Below are 19502 nucleotides of genomic sequence, written 5' to 3'. Positions count from 1 at the left end.
AGATTCACCAGGTGAGTACCGCCCACACGCCGGCGCCCACGACGGCCGCCGCGTAGCAGCCGACCGCCGCGTACACGACCCGCTGCCTGGTCCCGTCGCTCCAGGAGGTGCGGGACATCAGCCAGGCCAGCGCGGGCAGCACCAGCACGGCGTGCAGGCTCACCCCGTGCAGCGGCTTGAGCGGGGCCGTCGAGTGGTACGCCGCCTCCTGGTGGCCGGTCCGGGTGAGGACGACCCCGCGCGCGATCATCGCGGCGCCCGACAGCAGGGCTACGAGCAGGATCGCGAACCCGGAACGCAGCGTGAGCGGCATCCCCAGGGGGCCGGTGGGCCGGTTCCGGAACGAGGCGACCGCGAAGACGCTGAGCAGCACCACGAGAACTCCGCCGCCCACCGCCAGCGTCATGGACACCGCCGAGTCGAAGCCGGTCTCCATGTTGAGATGCGAGGGCACACCGCGCCACGCCTGGAGGGTGATCCCGCAGACCTCCACGACACAGTCGGCGGCGAACACGACGAGCAGTGCGGTGCGCAGGCGCGTCCCCATGAGCAGATACGACGTGACCCAGGTGATCGCGATCAGTGTCAGCCCGAAGGAGAGCCCGAATGTGACGGGCTTGCGCCAGGAGACGGGCCCGTCCCAGGGGCCGCCGTCGACGGCGAAGACCACCAGGTGCACGCATCCCGAGAGCACGAGCAGGGCGCCCGTCGCGTAACAGAGCCGCTCAACCGGGCGGGGTGCGGGCTTCAGGATTGCCAGGGACCGGGACCTCGGAGTTTCCATGCCGCAAGCCTTGCGAGCAGGCCCCCCGGCGTCGTCGTACCACTGAAGGCGCCCGCTGTACGCCCGGGAGAGTAGCCCGGGGCCGGAGCCGGGTCGATGGGAATCCGGGGCACTGTCAGACCGTGAACGTACTCTCGGAGATGCCGCGTGGTGCGCTTGACACGAAAATCGAACATCTATTCTTATGGAGGTTCCGGCGGAGCTCTTGACGGGGATTTCGACAGGGTTTTGATGGAGATGTGCCCGAGTTATCCACAGGCCGGACGGGCGTCGGGGCGCATTGTCAGTGGCAGGCGTTAGCGTCTTTGACGTGAAGCGATCGACTCAAGCAAACCGGGTGGAACCCATGGCAGGAACCGACCGCGAGAAGGCGCTCGACGCCGCGCTCGCGCAGATTGAACGGCAATTCGGCAAGGGCGCCGTGATGCGCCTGGGCGAGCGGCCGAATGAGCCCATCGAGGTCATCCCCACCGGGTCGACCGCGCTCGACGTCGCCCTCGGTGTCGGCGGCCTGCCGCGCGGCCGAGTGGTGGAGGTGTACGGCCCGGAGTCCTCCGGTAAGACGACCCTGACCCTGCACGCGGTGGCGAACGCGCAGAAGGCCGGCGGCCAGGTGGCCTTCGTGGACGCCGAGCACGCCCTCGACCCCGAGTACGCGAAGAAGCTCGGCGTCGACATCGACAACCTGATCCTGTCGCAGCCGGACAACGGCGAGCAGGCTCTGGAGATCGTGGACATGCTGGTCCGCTCCGGCGCGCTCGACCTCATCGTCATCGACTCCGTCGCCGCCCTGGTGCCGCGCGCGGAGATCGAGGGCGAGATGGGCGACTCGCACGTGGGTCTGCAGGCCCGTCTGATGAGCCAGGCGCTCCGCAAGATCACCGGCGCGCTGAGCCAGTCCCAGACCACCGCGATCTTCATCAACCAGCTCCGCGAGAAGATCGGCGTGATGTTCGGCTCCCCGGAGACCACGACGGGTGGCCGGGCGCTGAAGTTCTACGCCTCGGTGCGACTCGACATCCGTCGCATCGAGACGCTGAAGGACGGCACCGACGCGGTCGGCAACCGCACGCGCGTCAAGGTCGTCAAGAACAAGGTCGCGCCGCCCTTCAAGCAGGCCGAGTTCGACATCCTCTACGGGCAGGGCATCAGCCGTGAGGGCGGCCTGATCGACATGGGCGTGGAGCACGGCTTCGTCCGCAAGGCCGGCGCCTGGTACACGTACGAGGGCGACCAGCTCGGCCAGGGCAAGGAGAACGCGCGCAACTTCCTGAAGGACAACCCCGACCTCGCCAACGAGATCGAGAAGAAGATCAAGGAGAAGCTGGGCGTCGGCGTGAAGCCCGTGGAGCCCACCGCCGAGCCGGGCGCGGACGCGGCGGTCTCGACCGCCCCGGGCGACGCCGCGAAGACGGTGCCCGCTCCGGCGGCCAAGGCCGCCAAGTCCAAGGCCGCGGCAGCCAAGAGCTAGTCCATGACGCGACGAACCGACTGGGCCGAGTACGCCTACCCTGTCGCCCCGGAGGGGCCAGGGCAGCGGTACGACGGGGGCCATGGCGGCTCGGCCGGACACGGTGACAGGACGTACGGCGGCGAGGCGCCGTATAGCGCCGACGGGGCGTACGGCGCCGACGGACTCCACGACGGCGATCCGTCCGGCGAGGGATCGCCGGACGGCGGCTCGCGGCGCGGTGACGGCCTGCCGGGCGGTCACGGTTCGCCGGGCGGCGGCTCGCGCCGTGGCGGTGGTCGACGTGGCGACGGAGGGCCGCGCGGTGGACGAGGGCGCCGGAGACGTGGCGGTTTCGGTGAGCCGTCCGGCGACCCACAGGACGGAGGTGACCCTTCCTCGTCGAGGGCCGAGAAGGGGGAGCCCCCAGGGGACCCGGCTGAGCGGGCGCGGGCGATCTGTCTGCGCCTGCTCACCGGGACCCCGCGCACGCGGAAACAGCTCGCGGACGCGCTGCGCAAGCGCGAGATCCCCGAGGACGTGGCGGACGAGGTGCTGTCACGGTTCGAGGAGGTCGGCCTGATCAACGACAGCGCCTTCGCGGATGCCTGGGTGGAGTCACGGCACCACGGCCGGGGCCTGGCCAGGCGGGCGCTCGCACAGGAGCTGCGGACCAAGGGCGTGGACTCGACGCTGATCGACGAGGCCGTCGGACAGCTCGACTCCGAGCAGGAAGAGGCGACCGCGCGCGACCTGGTCGCCCGCAAGCTGCGCTCCACGCGCGGCCTTGACCGCGACAAGCGGCTGCGGCGTCTCGCGGGCATGCTCGCCCGCAAGGGCTATTCGGAGGGCATGGCCCTGCGAGTGGTTCGCCAAGCACTGGAGGAAGAGGGCGAGGACACGGAGGGGCTGGACGAGGGGTTCTGACGTCAGGGGATCCGGGGGACTGTCGCCAGGAGCGCGAGGGTGGACCGGTCCGCTGGGACAGACTCGAGGGGCCTGGACCTGAAGCGGGCTGCCCGGGTGTCCCGGACCGTGGGGCCGTCCGGTTCCGGGGACCAGGACCCGCTGGCGCAGGGTGCCCGGAGCGGCTGGGGCAGAGTCGCCGGAGTGCCTGGGGCAGAGTGTCAGGGGCGTCTCGGACTGTGCGGCCGGCGGGCGGGAGCGCCCCGAACTACTCGGCCATCAGACCGCCAGGGTGCCCCGAACCGGCGGGGTGAGAGCACCGAGGTGCCCGTATCGCCGAGCAGTCCCGATCCGGTTGCCCTGGAATGCCAGGCGACCCGGGCCACGGCGAGTCCCGTTTCGGGGCACAGAGACGGCACAGGGACGACGCAGAGACGGTGGCGAGCCCCGTCTCGGTTCGCAGAGACGGCGCCGAGACCGCGCAGAGGCACCGAGGCTCGATCGCGGGCCCTGAACACGGTAGACGCGCGGGGGCGTGGATCGCGTTCGGGGCCCTGACGCGTGTCCGGATCCATGGAGCTCGCAGGGATAGAGCCGCTCAACTCCCGGCGACCGAGGTGGGGTTAACCCCCGGCTGAAGACGCCGGGCCGCCGCACTGCACAGACACCTGTGCACAGACGACTGTGTATGCATGGCACAGGAACCCGGCGCGACAGCGAAAGGACCCCCGGAGACGCCGCACCTCCCCACCGAGCTCTCCGACCTCGCCACGCTCAAGGCCCTTGCGCAACCCCGTCGGCAGCGCATGCTCCAGCACCTCACCGTGCACGGCCCCGCCACGTCGGCAACGCTCGCCCGGGCGCTCGGGCTCAACACGGGAGCCACCAGCTACCACCTGCGCGAACTGGCGCGGTACGGCTTCGTGGAGGAACCGGACGAGCCGGCCGGCCATGGCCGAGAGCGATGGTGGCGGGCCGTCCCCGGTGACCGCCGCTTCCCGCCGCGCAGCCGCCAGAGCCCCGAGACGCGGCTCGTCATGGACGAGTTGAACCACCACGCGTACGCCGCCGACCTCGAACTCTTCGAGCAGATGCAGCTCCAAGAGCAGGCGGGCGACGACGACCCCTGGGCCGACGCCTTCCCCTACTCGCGCGGCAGCATCCGGCTGACGCTCCCCGAACTCCGCGCGTTCTTTGAGGAGTACATCGCGCTCCTCAACCACTACAAGCGCCCGGAAGCCGACACCCCGCCCGGCGCGCGCACCGTCCTCACCCGCTTCCTCGCCTTTCCGGCACCTGAAGCCGCACACGAGAGCCCCCCGGCACTCCACGGCAGAGACCACGACATAAACCACAACAGAAACCACAACAGGGAAGAGAGCGAACCGTCATGATGCTGCGCTACGCCCTGCAGACCGTCCGAGCCCGCAAAGGCGGGTTCCTCGGCGCCTTCCTCGCCCTGATGTGCGCGGCCGCCCTCATCACCGCCTGCGGCACCCTCCTCGAAACGGGCTTGCGCGGCACGATCGCCACCGAACGCTATGCCGGGACTCCCGTCGTGGTCTCCGCCGACCAGAACGTCCACCAGACCACGGTCAAGCACAAGAAGGGAAAGACGAAGGTCAAACACAAGGCCAAGCCGATCGCCGAACGGGCCTGGCTGCCGGACGACCTCGCCGCGCGGCTCCGCCGAGTCCCGGGCGTGGACCGAGTCGTCCCCGAACTGACCTTCCTTGCCGAGCCGTTGACGCCCGACGGGGCCGTCGAGAAGAACCGGCCCGCCTACGGCCACGCCTGGGACTCCGCCGCGCTGACCCCCTACAGGCTCACCACAGGCACCGCGCCCAAGGCCGACAGCGACCTCGTCGTCGACCGTCACTTCGCCGAGCGCGCCCACCTCGTGCCGGGCGACCGCCTCACCGTCCAGTCGACCCGGTCCCCGCGCACCTACCGCATCACCGGAATCGCCGCGACCGCCGAGGCCGTACGCCACCAGACCTCCCTCTTCTTCTCCACCGCCGAGGCGCGGCGCCTGGCCGCACATCCCGGCCAGGTCACCGCCTTCGGTGTGCTGCCCACCAAGGGCACGGACGTCAGCACCCTCGAACAGGCCGTCACCAAGGCGATGCACGGCACCACCGCGCAGGTCAGCGCGGGGGACGACCGCGGCCCGGTCGAGTTCCTGGACGCGGCCGCCGCCCGTACGAAGCTGGTCAGCATGGGCGGCGCGATGGGCGGCACCTCGCTGCTCGTGGCCGTACTGGTGGTCGTCGGCACGTTCGCGCTCTCCGTGCAGCAGCGGCACCGCGAACTCGCCCTGCTGCGTGCCATCGCCGCCACACCCGGCCAGATCCGCACGCTCCTGGGCCGTGAGGCCCTGATCGTCGGGGCGGCCGCCGGTACGACGGGCGCACTCGCCGGGCTGCCGTTGGGTAGTTGGCTGCACGGTCGGTTCGTCGCCATGGGCGCGGTCCCGGCCACGCTTCAGCACACCGTCAGCGTCTTCCCGCTGTTCGCCGCCGTCGCCGCGACACTCTTCGGCGCCTGGACCGCCGCCCGTATCTCGTCCCGCCGTATCGCACGGATCCGACCGGCCGAGGCGCTCGCCGAAGCCCGGGTCGAGTCCAGCCGCCCCGCATGGGGGCGCATCCTCGCCGGTCTCGCGCTGCTCGCCGGCGGGACCGTCCTCGTCGCCGTGCTCAGTGTCCTGCGCACCGAGCCCGCCTCAACGCCCGTGACCTTCCTGGCCGTCGTGGTCCTCGCATCCGCCGTGGCACTGCTCGGCCCCCTGCTGGTCAGGGCCGCCGCGGCGGTCCTCGCGGGCCCGCTGCGGCTGACCGGTCCCGGCGGCCGTCTCGCGCGCGCCAACCTCCGCGGCAACGCGGCCCGCATGGCCTCCGTCGTCACTCCCCTCACCCTCCTCATCGGCATGACCTGCACGGTTCTCTTCGTCCAGCCGACCTTCGGCGACGCCGCCCGCGCCCAGGCCCGCGAGGGCATCCGCGCCGACTGGGTGCTCGCAGCCCAGGGCCCAGGCGTCCCGGCCGAGGCCGCGCAGCAGCTGCGTACGCACCACGACACCGCCACGGAAGTGGTCCGAACGACCGTCCGCGTGGGCCTCGACAAGTACGCGGCCCAGGGCGTCACGCCCGAGGGCCTCACCCGCACCTGGGACCCGGACGTCACCGCGGGCTCGCTGAACGACCTGACCAACGACACCGTCGCCGTCAGCGAACTCGCCGCCGACCAGCTCTACTTGGAGCCCGGCAGCACCCTGAAGCTCACCCTCGGTGACGGCACGCCCGCCAAGCTCACCGTCGCCGCCGTCTACGCCAAGGGCCTCGGCTTCGGTGACCTCACCTTCGCCCATGACCTGGTCGCCCACCACGTGGACAACCCGCTCGCGACCTCCGTCCTCGTCACCACCACCCGTACACAGACACAACTCGTGACTACGCTCCGTAAGTTCCCGAGCGTCCATGTCCTCGCACCGGAGGCCGTGGACTCGATCCAGGCCGCGCGTCAGCAGGCGAACGCGGAGGTCAACTACCTCGCCATGGGACTGGTCCTGGCCTTCACCGCCATTGCCGTCGTCAACACGCTCGCCATGTCGGTCTCCGAGCGCGTCCGTGAGTTCGCGATGCTTCGCCTCGCCGGGGCGACCCGCCGCCAGGTGTTGCGGATGCTGCGCACCGAGGCGCTGTCCGTTCTGCTGCTCGCCACCGCGCTCGGCAGCGGTATCGCGCTCGCGGTCCTGACGGCCTTCAGCGTCGGCATGACCGGCAGCGCGGCTCCGGCGGTCACGCCCCTGGTGTACGTAGCGGTCGTAGCGGTCGCCGGACTGCTCGCGCTCGTCGCCACCTCACTGCCGGGCCGGGTGGCGTTGAAGGTCCGCCCCGTCACCGTGGCCACGGCCAAGGAGTAAGGGGCAGTACGCAAAGGTGGGCGCCCCTTACATCGAGGGGCGCCCACATCAACGTACGACTTGAAGAACCCTCTTTACGACCTAGGCGGTCACCGGATACCCGGCCGCCTTCCATGCCTGGAACCCTCCGACCAGGTCGGTCGCCCGGTGCAGTCCCAACTGCCGCAAGGACACGGCCGCGAGGCTCGACGCGTAGCCCTCGTTGCAGAACACCACGACCCGCAGATCGTGGCTTGTGGCCTCGGGGGCGCGGTGGCTGCCCTGAGGGTCGAGCCGCCACTCCAGTTCGTTGCGCTCGACGACAAGGGCGCCGGGGATCAGCCCGTCGCGCTCGCGCAGGGCGGCGTACCGGGTGTCAACCAGGAGCGCCTCGCCCGCCCGCGCGGCTTCGTACGCCTCCTTGGCCTCCACGCGGTCCAGGCCCTCGCGGACCTGCTCCAGCAACTCATCGATGCCCACAGGGCTTTGGGTGCTCACTGCCAGTCCTCCGGACGCTCGACGTGCTCCAGACGCAGTACCTGCCCTGTACGGCTGTAGCGGCGGATCCGCGGCAGGGGCGGGTAGTAGGCGTGGACCGAAATCGCGTGCTCCGCGGTGGACTCGTTCAGCACCTCGTGCACGTGGTGGAGGCCGAAGGAGCGGCCCTTGCCCGCCGGCAACGCCCGTTCCCGGTCGATATCTTCGGTGAGTTCCAGGGTCTTCCAGCCGTCGGCGGGCAGCCGGGCGGTGAGGGAGTTCTCCTTGAGTTCGCCTGACGCGGTGACGAAGGCGCCGACCGATTCGGCGTGGTCGTGCCAGCCCGTTCCGGTGCCGGGTGGCCAGCCGATGAGCCAGGCCTCGCTGCCCCCCGGGCCTTCGAGGCGCACCCATGTACGGCCCTCGGGGTCGAGCGGGAGGGAGGCGATCAGCTCGGCGTCGGCGGCCGTACGGCGTACGAAGTCGAGCAGGTCGGCCTGGGAGGGAGCTTGTGGTGGTGCGGAGACAGAAGGGGACACAGACACTCGTACCGTCCTGAGGGTTCGCGTGGGAGCGCGCAGCGGCACACAGGGGCGCGCGGGGGGCAAGGGGGAGCGAATTCAGCAGGACGAACGACACACGCAGCCCGCATAGCGGATGAGGTCCATATGGACCCTCCGCCACAGGTGCACGCAGGTGTCGGTCACGATCCGGAGTACACCATGGCGGTGCAGGCCGGTCAACTCACTGTCACTATGTGGACCACACGGTGACCGTGAGTGCGGCCGAGCCCCGGGCTCGGGTCGGCCGAGCCGCAGGTGGTCAGAGTGGTCGAGGGCGGCCTCGGCCGGCTCAGGACGCGGCGATGAGGGCGGCCACGCCGAGCTCTGGCGGTCCAGGTCGCAGGCGGTGGAAGGGGGGACGGCGGGATCCGACGGCCCAAGGGGACGGGCCTCCGCTCGGTCACCGCAGTCTCGGAAGGTCCGTGCCCGGTTCCGTGCCTGGTGGTCCGCGCCCGACGGTCCTTGCCGGGTGTCCCGCGCCTGGCGGCCCGAGCTGTGTGATGCCCCGCCCGACGCTCCGGGCGCGGCATCACCAGCTCAGCCCGTAGTCGCCGCGGCCTCGGCCGCTGCCACGGCCTCTGCCTTCGTCGGTCCGCCCAGCGTTGCCTCGGCCGCCTCGTAGAGATCGGCCGGGCGCACCCCGCCGAGCGCGGTGACCAGGTGGCCGTCGGGGCGGACGAGGAGGACGGTGTGCGCGGCGGCGCCCGGGTAGCTCTCGGCGACCAGGAGCTCGGCCGGGTGCGGCAGCGCGGTCACGGCGGCCGCGAGCCGGGGCATGATCCCGGCCGTCACCCAGTGCTTCCGCTCCCACACGCCCGTACCCGGAGCGATCAGCACCACGAGCAGCACTCCGCGCCCGAGCCGCTCCCGCAGGTGTACGAACGAGCCGTCCTCCGCGGTCACCCGTACATCGACGACCGGCGCCCCGGGGGCCGTGTCGACAGGAGTCTCCGACTCGGCGCGTGGAGGCGCCAGCGGCGAATCGGCGTACGCTCCCGGCGCGCCCAGCGGGCCGCGCCCCAGGTGACCGTCGGTGAGCAGTGCATCGTGGCCACGGGCCGACCCGGGGACGTACGCGCGCAGCCCTCCGCCACCGCGCAGCAGCGGCAGCGCCTGGTCGGCGGCGCGCAGCCGGGCGGCGACGACGGCGCGCCGCTCCGCCTGGTAGCTGTCCAGCAGCCTCTCGTGCGGACCGTGGTGCCAGGCCAGCGCCAGCTTCCAGGCGAGGTTGTCGGCGTCCCGCAGGCCCTCGTCCAGGCCCTGCGTGCCGAGGGCGCCGAGCAGATGCGCGGCGTCCCCGGCGAGGAATACCCGGCCCGACCGCCAGCGGCGGGCGAGGCGGTGGTGGACGGTGTGCACTCCGGTGTCGAGCAGTTCGTACGCGGGTGTGGAGCCCCCGCTCCAGCCCGCGAGGGTCTCCCGGACGCGCGCCACCAGCAGGTCGGGCGTGACCAGGTCCTTGCCCGGAGGCAGCAGCCAGTCCAGGCGCCACGTGTCGTCGGCGAGGGGGCGCGCGGTCACCTCCCCGGCCGAGGGGCCCGACGTCCGCCACGGCGGCGTCCGATGCAACAACGCCTCGCCGGGCCACGGAAGTTCCGTACGCAGCGCCGCTACGGCGTGCCGCTCGACGGCCGTACGTCCGGGGAAGCGGATGTCCTGGAGCTTGCGCACCGTCGAGCGCGGTCCGTCGCAGCCGACCAGATAACTGCCCCGCCACCAGGTGCCCTTGGGGCCCCGCGTGTGCGCGGTGACGCCCGACGTCTCCTGCTCGACGGAGTCGAGGCGGCTGTCGACGGCGACCTTGATCAGCCGCTCATGGGCGATGGCCTCGCGCAGGGCGGTGGTCAGGACGTGCTGGGCGATGTGCAGAGGGGCGCGTACCTCGGCGCCTTCGGAATCCTGTGCGCCGTTGCCCGCGGAGCGCCGAGCGCCGTCCTGTGAGCCGTGCACGCCGCGCCCCGCGCCCCGCGCGCCGCCATCGGATCCATCGGACCTGTCGGGTACCCCCGCGCCGAACGTGATCTCGCGCATCACCTGCTTGCGCCGCATCGACCGCCATCCGGCCCAACGGAAACCCGCCCCGGAGAGGGGAAAACCCGTCAGCCGTTCGATGAGCGCGGCCGTGTCCTCGCGCAGCACCACCGTCCGCGCGGGCCGCTGTTCGTCCTTGCCCGGGCCCTCGTCGAGGACCACGGAAGGGACCTCCTGGCGGGCGAGCGCGAGGGCGAGCGTGAGCCCCACGGGCCCCGCTCCGACGATGATCACCGGGTCCACGGCGCGGTGCCCCCTGCCTGGAGCGGTGTCCTGAGGGACGTACGGGAACAGGCAGTTGGAGCGGGGTGCACGATCACAGAACGTATGCAACCCATTGCCGGTGCTTGCGTCAAGTGACGGAGGCAGTGGCGATCACGCCACTGCCTCCGTGCCGCTCATGCGACTTGACTGTTCATCAGATGGAGCCGCCGGCACCAGTCCCGAAGGAGCCATGCACCGCGGCGGGGTTGAGCTCCACCGCGTCATCGGCGCCGAGGACCGCGCCCGTGGTCTTCTTGCTGCGCCGCAGCCTGCCCTCCAGCCAGCTCGCGAAGGTGGTGAGGAGGAAGTTCAGCGCGATGAAGATGACCGCCACCACGATGAAGCTGGGGATGACGTTGGCGTAGTTGGCCGCCAGCGTGCTGCGTGCGTTGAGCAGCTCGGGGAACGCCAGCATCACGCCGCCCAGCGCGGTGTCCTTCACGATGACGACGATCTGGCTGACGATGGCCGGCAGCATGGCGGTGACGGACTGCGGGAGCAGGATGCTGGTCATCGTCTGGCCCTTGCGCAGACCGATCGCGTAGGCGGCCTCCGTCTGACCCTTGGGCAGGGCGAGGATGCCGGCCCGTACGATCTCGGCGAGGACCGAGGCGTTGTAGAGCACCAGGCCGGTGACAACGGCGTACAGGGGCCGTTCGTCGCTGCTGATGTCCGTGGAGCGGACGTAGAACTCGTTGGCGAACAGCATCAGCAGGAGCACCGGGATCGCCCGGAAGAACTCGACCACCACACCGGCCGGGACCCGGACCCACCGGTGGTCTGACATGCGTGCGATGCCGAAGAACGCGCCCAGCGGGAGGGCGATGACCATGGAGAGCGCCGCGGCCTTCAGTGTGTTGCGGAGACCCGGCAGCAGGTACGTCGTCCAGGCATCCGCCGTGGTGAACGGCTCCCACAGGGACCACTTCAGCTGGCCCTTGTCGTCCATCGTCTGCCAGATCCACCACAGGAGCAGGGCGAGCAGGACGAAGAAGACCACCGAGAGGAGCACATTGCGCCGCTTGGCGCGGGGGCCGGGGGTGTCGTAGAGAACGGAGGTCATCGCTTCACCGCCAGTCGCTTGCCGAACCAGCCGAGGATGAGGCCGGTGGGCAGGGTCAGTACCACGAAGCCGAAGGCGAAGACCGCGCCGATGGCCACCGTCTGGGCCTCGTTCTCGATCATCGTCTTCATCAGGCTGGCGGCCTCGGCGACGCCGATGGCGGCCGCTACGGTCGTGTTCTTGGTCAGTGCGATCAGTACGTTGGCCAGCGGTGCGATGACCGAACGGAAGGCCTGCGGAAGGATGATGAGCCGCAGGACCTGACTGAAGTTCAGCCCGATGGCGCGTGCCGCCTCGGCCTGCCCGACGGGCACGGTGTTGATGCCCGAGCGCACCGCCTCGCAGACGAAGGCCGCGTGGTAGGCCACGAGACCGAGCACCGCCAGCCGGAAGCCCTGGAGCTTGAAGTCGTCGGACGCGCCCATCGTCACACCGAAGATGTCGGCGAGGCCGAGCGAGCTGAAGACGATGATGACGGTCAGCGGGATGTTCCGGACGATGTTCACATAGGCGGTGCCGAACCCGCGCATGAGCGGGACCGGGCTGACCCGCATCGCGGCCAGCAGGGTGCCCCAGACCAGGGAGCCGACGGCGGAGAGGATGGCGAGTTTCACCGTCATCCAGAACGCCCCGAGGACGTCATAACCTTGAAGAAAGTCGAACACGATCTCCCGCGCTTCCGGGTGTGTGGCGGTGGAGGGCGCGGCGCGCCGCCGCCGTGATCGCGGCGGGCGGCGGCGCGCCTGTGGATCCCTGGGTTACTTGACGATGACGCCGATCTTCGGGGCCTGCTCGTACTTGTAGTTGGCCGGAGCGAAGTTCGCGTCGACCGCCTTCTTCCAGGAGCCGTCGCTGACCATCTTCTCCAGCGCGGTGTTGATCTTGTTCACCGTTGTGGTGTCGCCCTTCTTGACACCGATGCCGTAGTTCTCGTTGCTCAGCTTGAGCCCGGCGAGCTTGAACTGGCCCTTGTACTTGTCCTGCGCAGCGAAGCCCGCGAGGATCGAGTCGTCGGTGGTCACCGCGTCCACGGCGCCACTCTGCAGACCGGCGATGCACTCCGAATAGCCGCTGTACTCACGCAGGTTGGCCTTCGGGGCGATCGTGTCCGTGATGTTCTGCGCGGAGGTGGAGCCGGTCACGGAACACAGCTTCTTGCCGTTGAGGTCCGTGCCCTTGGCGATGTTCGAGTTGGCCTTGACCAGCAGGTCCTGGTGGGCCAGCAGGTAGGGGCCGGCGAAGTCGACCTTCTGCTTGCGCTCGTCGGTGATCGAGTAGGTGGCCGCGATGAACTTGACGTCGCCGCGGGCGAGCGCGTTCTCGCGGTCGGCGCTCTTGGTCTCGACCCACTCGATCTGGTCGGGCTTGTAGCCGAGTTGCTTGGCCACGTAGGTCGCCACGTCCACGTCGAAGCCGGCGTAGGAACCGTCCGGCTGCTTCAGGCCGAGGCCGGGCTGGTCGAACTTGATGCCGATCTTGATCTTGCCGCTGCCGCTGGAGCTCGAACCGGAGTCCTTGTCGCTGTCACCCCCACAGGCGGTCGCGGTCAGGGAGAGGACGAGCGCAGTGGCTGCCAGGGCGGTGACCTTGCGGAGCTTCATGGTGAACATCCTTTGAGTGGTGAAGAGATGCGGGCCCGTCAAGGGCGGGTGACGCAGGTCGTCAGAGGCGCGATGTGGGGCCGTCAGTGATGCAAGATCTTTGACAGGAAGTCCTTGGCGCGGTCGCTGCGCGGGTTGCTGAAGAACTGGTCCGGCACAGCTTCTTCGACGATGCGACCGTCTGCCATGAAGACCACCCGATTCGCAGCCGAACGAGCGAAGCCCATCTCATGGGTGACGACGATCATGGTCATGCCGTCGCGGGCGAGCTGCTGCATGACCTCCAGGACCTCGTTGATCATCTCCGGGTCGAGCGCCGACGTCGGCTCGTCGAAGAGCATGACTTTGGGGTCCATGGCCAGCGCCCGTGCGATGGCGACACGCTGCTGCTGGCCGCCGGAGAGCTGAGCGGGGTACTTGTCCGCCTGCGTGCTCACCCCGACCCGGTCGAGCAGGGCACGCGCCTTCTCCTCGGCCTGCTTTTTGTCCGCCTTGCGTACCTTGATCTGGCCCAGCATCACGTTCTCGAGCACTGTCTTGTGCGCGAAGAGGTTGAAGGACTGGAAGACCATGCCCACGTCGGCCCGCAGCCGGGCAAGTGGCTTGCCCTCCGCGGGCAGCGGCTTGCCGTCGATCGAGATGTCGCCCGAATCGATCGTCTCCAGGCGGTTGATGGTGCGGCACAGGGTGGACTTCCCGGACCCGGAGGGCCCGATGACCACGACGACCTCGCCCCGGGCGATCGTCAGGTCGATGTCCTGGAGCACGTGCAACGCGCCGAAGTGCTTGTTGACGCTCTTCAGGACGACCAGTTCCTCGGTCGCGGCCACGGCGTCCTTGGCCACCGATACTTCGGTCATCGCTCTTAGGCTCCGTCCTCCTCGGTTTCGGAGGACAGTAGTGACCCTGTACGACCAGCGTCATTACATCTGAGGGTAATCTGAGCATCACGATCCGATAGCAATCGGACACACCTCGTAGCGGCCGTGAGCGGGCCGCGTACCGGCTGGGTAACGGAAGCGGCACGCAACCCGAACCCTCTTGACGCCGTCCTTATCCATCGGCGTGACTGCCATGGTGCACGCGCGTGTGCACGCGCTTTACAAGCCGAGACCGTATGAATGACAAACCGGGACCGTACGAACAGCCAACCGGGGCGGTACGGACAATCACAACCGGGACCGTACGACCGATGAACCGGAGGGGGCCGGGATGAGACTGCTGCTCGTCGAGGACGACAACCATGTCGCCGCCGCCCTGTCCGCGGTCCTGGCGCGGCACGGTTTCCACGTGACGCACGCCCGCAGCGGCGAGGAGGCCCTGCAGGCGCTCGTGCCGGAGGGTGCCGGTTTCGGGGTCGTCCTGCTCGACCTGGGCCTGCCCGACCAGGACGGCTACGAGGTGTGCGGCAAGATCCGCAAGCGGACCAGCACTCCGGTGATCATGGTCACCGCGCGCGCCGACGTACGCTCCCGGATCCACGGCCTCAACCTCGGCGCCGACGACTACGTAGTGAAGCCTTACGACACGGGGGAGTTGCTCGCCCGTATCCACGCCGTCAGCCGGCGCACCGTCCCGGACGAAGCGGCGGCACCCGGCGACACTGGTCTGCGGCTCGGGCCGGTGCACATCGAGCTCCCCAACCGGCAGGTCACCGTGGGCGGTTCGGTTGTCCAACTGACCCGCAAGGAGTTCGACCTTCTCGCGCTGCTGGCCCAGCGCCCCGGAGTGGTGTTCCGCCGGGAGCAGATCATCAGCGAGGTGTGGCGCACCAGTTGGGAGGGGACCGGACGCACCCTGGAGGTGCATGTCGCGTCCCTGCGCTCCAAGCTGCGCATGCCGGCGCTGATCGAGACCGTGCGCGGCGTCGGGTACCGGCTCGTCGCCCCTGTGGCATAGCGGGCACGGGTGCGCACACGTCTTCTCCCGCTGCTCATCGTCCTGATGGCCGCCGTGCTGCTGGCGCTCGGCATTCCGCTCGCCGCGAGTGTCGCGGCCGCGCAGCAGCAACGGGTGGTCGTCGACCGCATCGACGACACGGCGCGCTTCGCGGCCCTCGCCCAGTTCGTCACCGACCCGCAGACAGGCTCCCAGACGGCCTTCCCGGACGAGCGCAAAGAGACCCTGCGCAAGGAACTCGCCCGCTACTACAGCGTGTACGGCATCCGGGCCGGCGTCTTCTACCGCAACGACAAGCCCATGGCCAACGCCCCGGAGTCCTGGAACCTGCCCAAGACGGGCGAGGGGCGCGACGCGTTCAATGAGGCGCTGGTGAGCCGGCGCAGCCACGACCCGAAGCAGGTCTGGCCGTGGCAGCGCCACCGTCTCGTCGTCGCCTCCCCGGTCATCAGGGACGGCGACGTGATCGCGGTCGTCGTCACCGACTCGCCCACCGGGCAGATGCGTTCGAAGACCCTGCACGGCTGGCTGCTCATCGGCGCGGGCGAGGTCTTCGCGATGCTCCTCGCCATAGGCGCCGCGCTGCGCCTCACCGGCTGGGTGCTCAGGCCCGTACGCGTCCTCGACGCCACCACCCACGACATCGCGACCGGGCGCCTCAAGTCACGGGTCGCGGCGGCCGGCGGGCCACCGGAACTCAGGCGCCTGGCCCGGTCGTTCAACGAGATGGCGGACAACGTCGAGGACGTTCTGGAGCAGCAGCGCGCCTTCGTCGCCGACGCCTCGCACCAGCTGCGCAACCCGCTCTCGGCGCTGCTGCTGCGCATCGAGCTGCTCGCCCTCGAACTGCCGGAGGGCAATGAGGAGATCGCCTCGGTCCGCACCGAGGGCAAGCGCCTCGCCCAGGTCCTCGACGACCTCCTCGACCTGGCGCTCGCCGAGCACACCGAGGCGGACCTGCGCCTCACCGACATCGGCGCGCTGACGGCCGAGCGCGTGTCCTCCTGGCACGCGGTCGCCGAGAACAAGGGCGTACGGCTGGCCGGGACCTGCCCGGCCACCACCGCCTGGGCCGATCCGGTCACGCTGTCCAGCGTCCTGGACGCGGTGATCGACAACGCGCTTAAGTTCACCCCCGAGGGAGAGAGCGTGGAGGTGACGGTGGCCTCGAACGGCGAGGTCTCGACCGTCGTGGTCACCGACGGCGGACCCGGCCTCAGCGACGAGGACCTGGCCCGCATCGGCGACCGTTTCTGGCGCAGCGCGGGGCACCAGAACATCAAGGGCTCGGGCCTCGGGCTGTCCATCTCACGGGCCCTGCTCGCGGCGGGCGGCGGCTCCATCGCGTACGCCCATCATGAGCCGCACGGGCTCAGGGTGACGGTGAGGGTGCCGAGGTCGCGGCCCGCCTCTTGAGTGGCTGACCCGGGAGAGACTCACCTGGGAGCGGCTCACCCGGGAGCTGCTAGGGCTTGACCGAGCGGTAGTAGCGTCGCGCGCCCTCGTGCAGCGGCAGCGGGTCCGTGTAGATGGCCGTCCGCAGGTCCACCAGCTGCGCGGCGTGCACCTTGGCACCGATGTGGTCGCGGCTGGCGATCACCGTGCGGGTGAGCTCCTCGGTGAGCTTCGGGTCCGCGTCCTCCCGTGTGATCAGGAAGTTCGCCACCGCGAGTGTCTGCACGGAGGAGCCCAGCTGCGCCTTGGGGTAGGCGTCGGCGGGCATCACCGCGGCCCGGTAGTAGCGGGAGGCGCCGCCCTGCTCGTGCAGCTTCTTGATCAGGTCGCTGCCTATCGGCACCAGCCTGATGTCGAAGCTCTTCGAGAGCTTGAGGACGGCACTGGTCGGCAGGCCGCCCGACCAGAAGAAGGCGTCGATCTTGTGCTGCTTGAGCAGGTCGGGCATGGTCCCGATGCCGTCGGCAAGCGGCTTGATGTCCTTCTGCGGGTCGAGTCCGGCCGCCTGGAGCACGTGGTTGGCGATCAGCCGCACCCCGGAACCGCTCGGCCCCACGGCGACCTTCCTGCCCCGCAGGTCCGCCACGGACCGTACGGAGGACGAACGGGGCACCACCAGGTGTACATAGTCGTCGTAGAGCCGGGCGCAGCCGCGCAGCCGGTCCGCTCCCGGCTTGTTCGCCAGGATGTACGTCTCCACCGCGTCGGCCGCCGCAATGGTGAAGTCGGCCTTCCCCATGGCCACACGCCGGACGTTCTCCTGCGACCCGTCGCTGTTCAGCAGCCGTACGTCCACGCGCGGCATGTCCTTGGCGATGGCGCCCTGAAGGAGCGTGCCGTACTTCTGGTAGACCCCGGTCGGCGTGCCCGTACTGAACGTGATCGTCCCGCTCGGGGACTCCTCGCCCAGCGGCAACAGCCACCACAGCAGCAGCCCGAAGACCGCGAAAGCGGCCGCCGAGCCGAACAGCGCGCGGCGCCGGCCGATACGGGGGAGTGCCTGGAACATGCGCGCGATCCTGCCAGCCGGGGTGCCGTCCTGACCAGGGCCGAGCTCATATGAGGACCCCGGTAGATCGATAGGGTCGGCGGATGCAGTCCTCTCCCGCCTCCCTGGTCCGTGAATTCCACCTGGCCTTCGGCCTCGACGCCCGCGCCGTTCCGTCGGAGGTCTCCGCGGAGCTCGCGGCCCACCGCGGCGAACTGCTCGCCGAGGAGGCCGCCGAAGTCGCCGAGGTCTCGGTCACCGGCCCGCTCGACCGGCTGGCACACGAACTGGCCGACGTCGTGTACGTGGCCTACGGCACGGCACTCGTCCACGGGATCGACCTCGACGCGGTGATCGCCGAGGTCCACCGGTCCAACATGACGAAGCTGGGCCCCGACGGCCGCGTCGCCCGCAGGGCCGACGGCAAGGTCCTCAAGGGGGACCACTACCGAGCTCCGGACGTCTCGGAGGTCCTCCGCCGACAGGGCTGGACGGCCGCTGACGCGTAGGGGGACAGGAGGCACTCCGGGCACCGCCTACCCTTGTCACATGAGCAGCAGCGACCGGAGCCAGGCAGTGGACGTTCAGGAATCCAAGACCTACGAAGTACGCACTTACGGGTGCCAGATGAACGTCCACGACTCCGAACGGCTCTCCGGGCTCCTTGAGGACGCCGGTTACGTGCGCGCGCCCGAGGGGTCGGACGGCGACGCGGACGTCGTCGTCTTCAACACCTGCGCCGTACGGGAGAACGCCGACAACCGGCTGTACGGCAACCTCGGCCGCCTCGCGCCCATGAAGACCAAGCGCCCCGGGATGCAGATCGCCGTCGGCGGCTGTCTCGCGCAGAAGGACCGCGACACCATCGTGCAGCGGGCTCCCTGGGTGGACGTCGTCTTCGGGACGCACAACATCGGCAAGCTGCCGGTCCTCCTGGAGCGCGCCCGCGTACAGGAGGAGGCGCAGGTCGAGATCGCCGAGTCTCTCGAGGCGTTCCCGTCCACGCTGCCGACCCGCCGCGAGAGCGCGTACGCCGCCTGGGTCTCCATCTCCGTCGGCTGCAACAACACCTGCACCTTCTGCATCGTCCCGGCGCTGCGCGGCAAGGAGAAGGACCGCAGGACCGGCGACATCCTGGCCGAGATCGAGGCTCTGGTCGGCGAGGGCGTCTCCGAGATCACGCTGCTCGGGCAGAACGTAAACGCTTACGGCAGCGACATCGGCGACCGCGAGGCGTTCAGCAAGCTGCTGCGGGCCTGCGGCAAGATCGAGGGCCTGGAGCGCGTGCGCTTCACCTCGCCGCACCCGCGCGACTTCACCGACGACGTGATCGCCGCCATGGCCGAGACGCCGAACGTGATGCCGCAGCTGCACATGCCGATGCAGTCCGGCTCGGACACCCTCCTGAAGGCGATGCGCCGCTCGTACCGCCAGGACCGCTACCTCGGGATCATCGAGAAGGTGCGGGCCGCCATCCCGCACGCGGCGATCACCACGGACATCATCGTGGGCTTCCCCGGCGAGACCGAGGAGGACTTCGAGCAGACCCTCCACGCGGTCCGCGAGGCCCGCTTCGCGCAGGCGTTCACCTTCCAGTACTCCAAGCGCCCCGGAACCCCGGCGGCCACCATGGAGGGGCAGATCCCCAAGGAGGTCGTCCAGGCGCGTTACGAGCGTCTCGTCGCCCTCCAGGAGGAGATCTCCTGGGACGAGAACAAGAAGCAGGTCGGCCGCACCCTGGAGCTGATGGTGGCCGAGGGCGAGGGCCGCAAGGACGGCGCCACGCACCGCCTCTCCGGCCGTGCCCCCGACAACCGCCTGGTCCACTTCACCAAGCCCGACGAAGAGGTCCGTCCCGGCGACGTGGTCACCGTCGAGATCACCTACGCCGCCCCGCACCACCTGCTCGCCGAAGGCGCCGTCCTGAGCGTGCGCCGCACGCGCGCGGGGGACGCCTGGGAGAAGCGCAACGCGGCGGAGGCGGCGAAGCCGGCGGGCGTCATGCTGGGGCTGCCGGCCGTGGGCGTGCCCGCGCCGCTGCCCGCCGCGACCGGGGGCTGTTCCGCTCACTGACCGGACGCGCTCCGCGTGGAACTGAGCGGCCGCGCGCCGCGTGG

Annotated in this window: 18 protein-coding genes; 8 read left to right on the top strand and 10 right to left on the bottom strand. The window is 70.0% G+C overall.

Translation table 11 applies throughout. The features are described 5' to 3' along the window. Window positions 1-4: 4 nt before the first annotated feature. The gene (locus ACZ4WS_RS43930; RefSeq protein ID WP_467989244.1) at window positions 5-784 is read right to left on the bottom strand and encodes a hypothetical protein; all 780 of its coding nucleotides are present in this window, start codon (window positions 782-784) and stop codon (window positions 5-7) included. 346 nt (window positions 785-1130) lie between these two features. Between ACZ4WS_RS43930 and recA the strand changes: the two genes are divergently transcribed. From recA to ACZ4WS_RS43910, 4 genes are all read left to right on the top strand, one after another. Then, window positions 1131-2255: a recombinase RecA gene (gene recA / locus ACZ4WS_RS43925; protein WP_467989243.1), complete on the top strand. Its 1125-nt coding sequence runs from the start codon at window positions 1131-1133 to the stop codon at window positions 2253-2255. Between the two features lie 3 nt (window positions 2256-2258). After that, window positions 2259-3161, top strand: a complete 903-nt coding sequence (recX, locus tag ACZ4WS_RS43920) for a recombination regulator RecX (protein ID WP_467989241.1) — start codon at window positions 2259-2261, stop codon at window positions 3159-3161. Window positions 3162-3832: 671 nt separating this feature from the next. Beyond that, on the top strand, window positions 3833-4534 hold the full coding sequence (locus ACZ4WS_RS43915) for a helix-turn-helix domain-containing protein (RefSeq protein WP_467989239.1): 702 nt from the start codon (window positions 3833-3835) through the stop codon (window positions 4532-4534). Next, entirely contained in the window at window positions 4531-7065 is a 2535-nt protein-coding gene (locus ACZ4WS_RS43910; protein WP_467989238.1) for an ABC transporter permease, read from the top strand. The genes ACZ4WS_RS43915 and ACZ4WS_RS43910 overlap by 4 nt, the downstream gene beginning before the upstream one ends. Before the next feature lie 81 nt (window positions 7066-7146). Here the strand turns inward: ACZ4WS_RS43910 and ACZ4WS_RS43905 are convergent, their stop codons facing one another. The 8 genes from ACZ4WS_RS43905 to ACZ4WS_RS43870 form a co-directional block, all read right to left on the bottom strand. Beyond that, complete coding sequence (locus tag ACZ4WS_RS43905; protein WP_467989236.1) at window positions 7147-7542, bottom strand: rhodanese-like domain-containing protein; 396 nt, start codon at window positions 7540-7542, stop codon at window positions 7147-7149. Then, window positions 7539-8066 (bottom strand): cupin domain-containing protein, encoded by a 528-nt coding sequence (locus ACZ4WS_RS43900; RefSeq protein ID WP_467989234.1) that lies wholly within the window; start codon window positions 8064-8066, stop codon window positions 7539-7541. Before ACZ4WS_RS43900 ends, ACZ4WS_RS43905 begins: the two co-directional genes overlap by 4 nt. 75 nt (window positions 8067-8141) lie before the next feature. Further along, window positions 8142-8213, bottom strand: a complete 72-nt coding sequence (locus ACZ4WS_RS43895) for a putative leader peptide (RefSeq protein WP_467989282.1) — start codon at window positions 8211-8213, stop codon at window positions 8142-8144. 408 nt (window positions 8214-8621) lie between these two features. Next, window positions 8622-10358, bottom strand: coding sequence for an FAD-dependent monooxygenase (locus tag ACZ4WS_RS43890; protein ID WP_467989232.1), 1737 nt, complete (start codon window positions 10356-10358; stop codon window positions 8622-8624). Between the two features lie 175 nt (window positions 10359-10533). Then, complete coding sequence (locus ACZ4WS_RS43885; RefSeq protein ID WP_467989231.1) at window positions 10534-11442, bottom strand: amino acid ABC transporter permease; 909 nt, start codon at window positions 11440-11442, stop codon at window positions 10534-10536. Beyond that, on the bottom strand, window positions 11439-12107 hold the full coding sequence (locus ACZ4WS_RS43880) for an amino acid ABC transporter permease (RefSeq protein WP_467989229.1): 669 nt from the start codon (window positions 12105-12107) through the stop codon (window positions 11439-11441). Before ACZ4WS_RS43880 ends, ACZ4WS_RS43885 begins: the two co-directional genes overlap by 4 nt. 93 nt (window positions 12108-12200) lie before the next feature. Beyond that, on the bottom strand, window positions 12201-13043 hold the full coding sequence (locus ACZ4WS_RS43875) for a glutamate ABC transporter substrate-binding protein (protein ID WP_467989227.1): 843 nt from the start codon (window positions 13041-13043) through the stop codon (window positions 12201-12203). A gap of 83 nt (window positions 13044-13126) precedes the next feature. Beyond that, window positions 13127-13903: an amino acid ABC transporter ATP-binding protein gene (locus tag ACZ4WS_RS43870; RefSeq protein WP_467989226.1), complete on the bottom strand. Its 777-nt coding sequence runs from the start codon at window positions 13901-13903 to the stop codon at window positions 13127-13129. Between the two features lie 352 nt (window positions 13904-14255). On the opposite strand from ACZ4WS_RS43870, the gene ACZ4WS_RS43865 reads away from it, so the two are divergent. Further along, window positions 14256-14942, top strand: a complete 687-nt coding sequence (locus ACZ4WS_RS43865) for a response regulator transcription factor (protein WP_467989224.1) — start codon at window positions 14256-14258, stop codon at window positions 14940-14942. Between the two features lie 9 nt (window positions 14943-14951). Further along, complete coding sequence (locus ACZ4WS_RS43860; protein ID WP_467989222.1) at window positions 14952-16358, top strand: sensor histidine kinase; 1407 nt, start codon at window positions 14952-14954, stop codon at window positions 16356-16358. A 49-nt stretch (window positions 16359-16407) separates the two neighbouring features. On the opposite strand, the gene ACZ4WS_RS43855 is transcribed toward ACZ4WS_RS43860, so the two are convergent. Further along, window positions 16408-17406 (bottom strand): TAXI family TRAP transporter solute-binding subunit, encoded by a 999-nt coding sequence (locus ACZ4WS_RS43855; protein ID WP_467989220.1) that lies wholly within the window; start codon window positions 17404-17406, stop codon window positions 16408-16410. Between the two features lie 83 nt (window positions 17407-17489). Here ACZ4WS_RS43855 and ACZ4WS_RS43850 point away from each other — a divergent pair, with 83 nt between their 5' ends. Next, window positions 17490-17894 carry a pyrophosphohydrolase domain-containing protein gene (locus ACZ4WS_RS43850; protein ID WP_467989218.1) on the top strand — a complete coding sequence of 135 codons (405 nt, stop codon included), beginning with the start codon at window positions 17490-17492 and terminating at the stop codon, window positions 17892-17894. A 40-nt stretch (window positions 17895-17934) separates the two neighbouring features. Then, complete coding sequence (miaB, locus tag ACZ4WS_RS43845) at window positions 17935-19458, top strand: tRNA (N6-isopentenyl adenosine(37)-C2)-methylthiotransferase MiaB (protein ID WP_467989216.1); 1524 nt, start codon at window positions 17935-17937, stop codon at window positions 19456-19458. The last annotated feature ends 44 nt before the right edge of the window (window positions 19459-19502 follow it).

It is taken from the genome of Streptomyces sp. NPDC029292, assembly GCF_055569295.1.
The sequence above is the reverse complement of the archived record's forward strand: the minus strand, read 5'-3'. Positions and strand labels throughout refer to the sequence as shown.

Bases quoted from the DNA above. Each gene is read 5' to 3' on its own strand.
- ACZ4WS_RS43930 (WP_467989244.1), bottom strand. From the start codon at position 784: ATGGAAACTCCGAGGTCCCGGTCCCTGGCAATCCTGAAGCCCGCACCC.
- recA (WP_467989243.1), top strand. From the start codon at position 1,131: ATGGCAGGAACCGACCGCGAGAAGGCGCTCGACGCCGCGCTCGCGCAG.
- recX (WP_467989241.1), top strand. From the start codon at position 2,259: ATGACGCGACGAACCGACTGGGCCGAGTACGCCTACCCTGTCGCCCCG.
- ACZ4WS_RS43915 (WP_467989239.1), top strand. From the start codon at position 3,833: ATGGCACAGGAACCCGGCGCGACAGCGAAAGGACCCCCGGAGACGCCG.
- ACZ4WS_RS43910 (WP_467989238.1), top strand. From the start codon at position 4,531: ATGATGCTGCGCTACGCCCTGCAGACCGTCCGAGCCCGCAAAGGCGGG.
- ACZ4WS_RS43885 (WP_467989231.1), bottom strand. From the start codon at position 11,442: ATGACCTCCGTTCTCTACGACACCCCCGGCCCCCGCGCCAAGCGGCGC.
- ACZ4WS_RS43875 (WP_467989227.1), bottom strand. From the start codon at position 13,043: ATGAAGCTCCGCAAGGTCACCGCCCTGGCAGCCACTGCGCTCGTCCTC.
- ACZ4WS_RS43870 (WP_467989226.1), bottom strand. From the start codon at position 13,903: ATGACCGAAGTATCGGTGGCCAAGGACGCCGTGGCCGCGACCGAGGAA.
- ACZ4WS_RS43865 (WP_467989224.1), top strand. From the start codon at position 14,256: ATGAGACTGCTGCTCGTCGAGGACGACAACCATGTCGCCGCCGCCCTG.
- ACZ4WS_RS43855 (WP_467989220.1), bottom strand. From the start codon at position 17,406: ATGTTCCAGGCACTCCCCCGTATCGGCCGGCGCCGCGCGCTGTTCGGC.
- ACZ4WS_RS43850 (WP_467989218.1), top strand. From the start codon at position 17,490: ATGCAGTCCTCTCCCGCCTCCCTGGTCCGTGAATTCCACCTGGCCTTC.
- miaB (WP_467989216.1), top strand. From the start codon at position 17,935: ATGAGCAGCAGCGACCGGAGCCAGGCAGTGGACGTTCAGGAATCCAAG.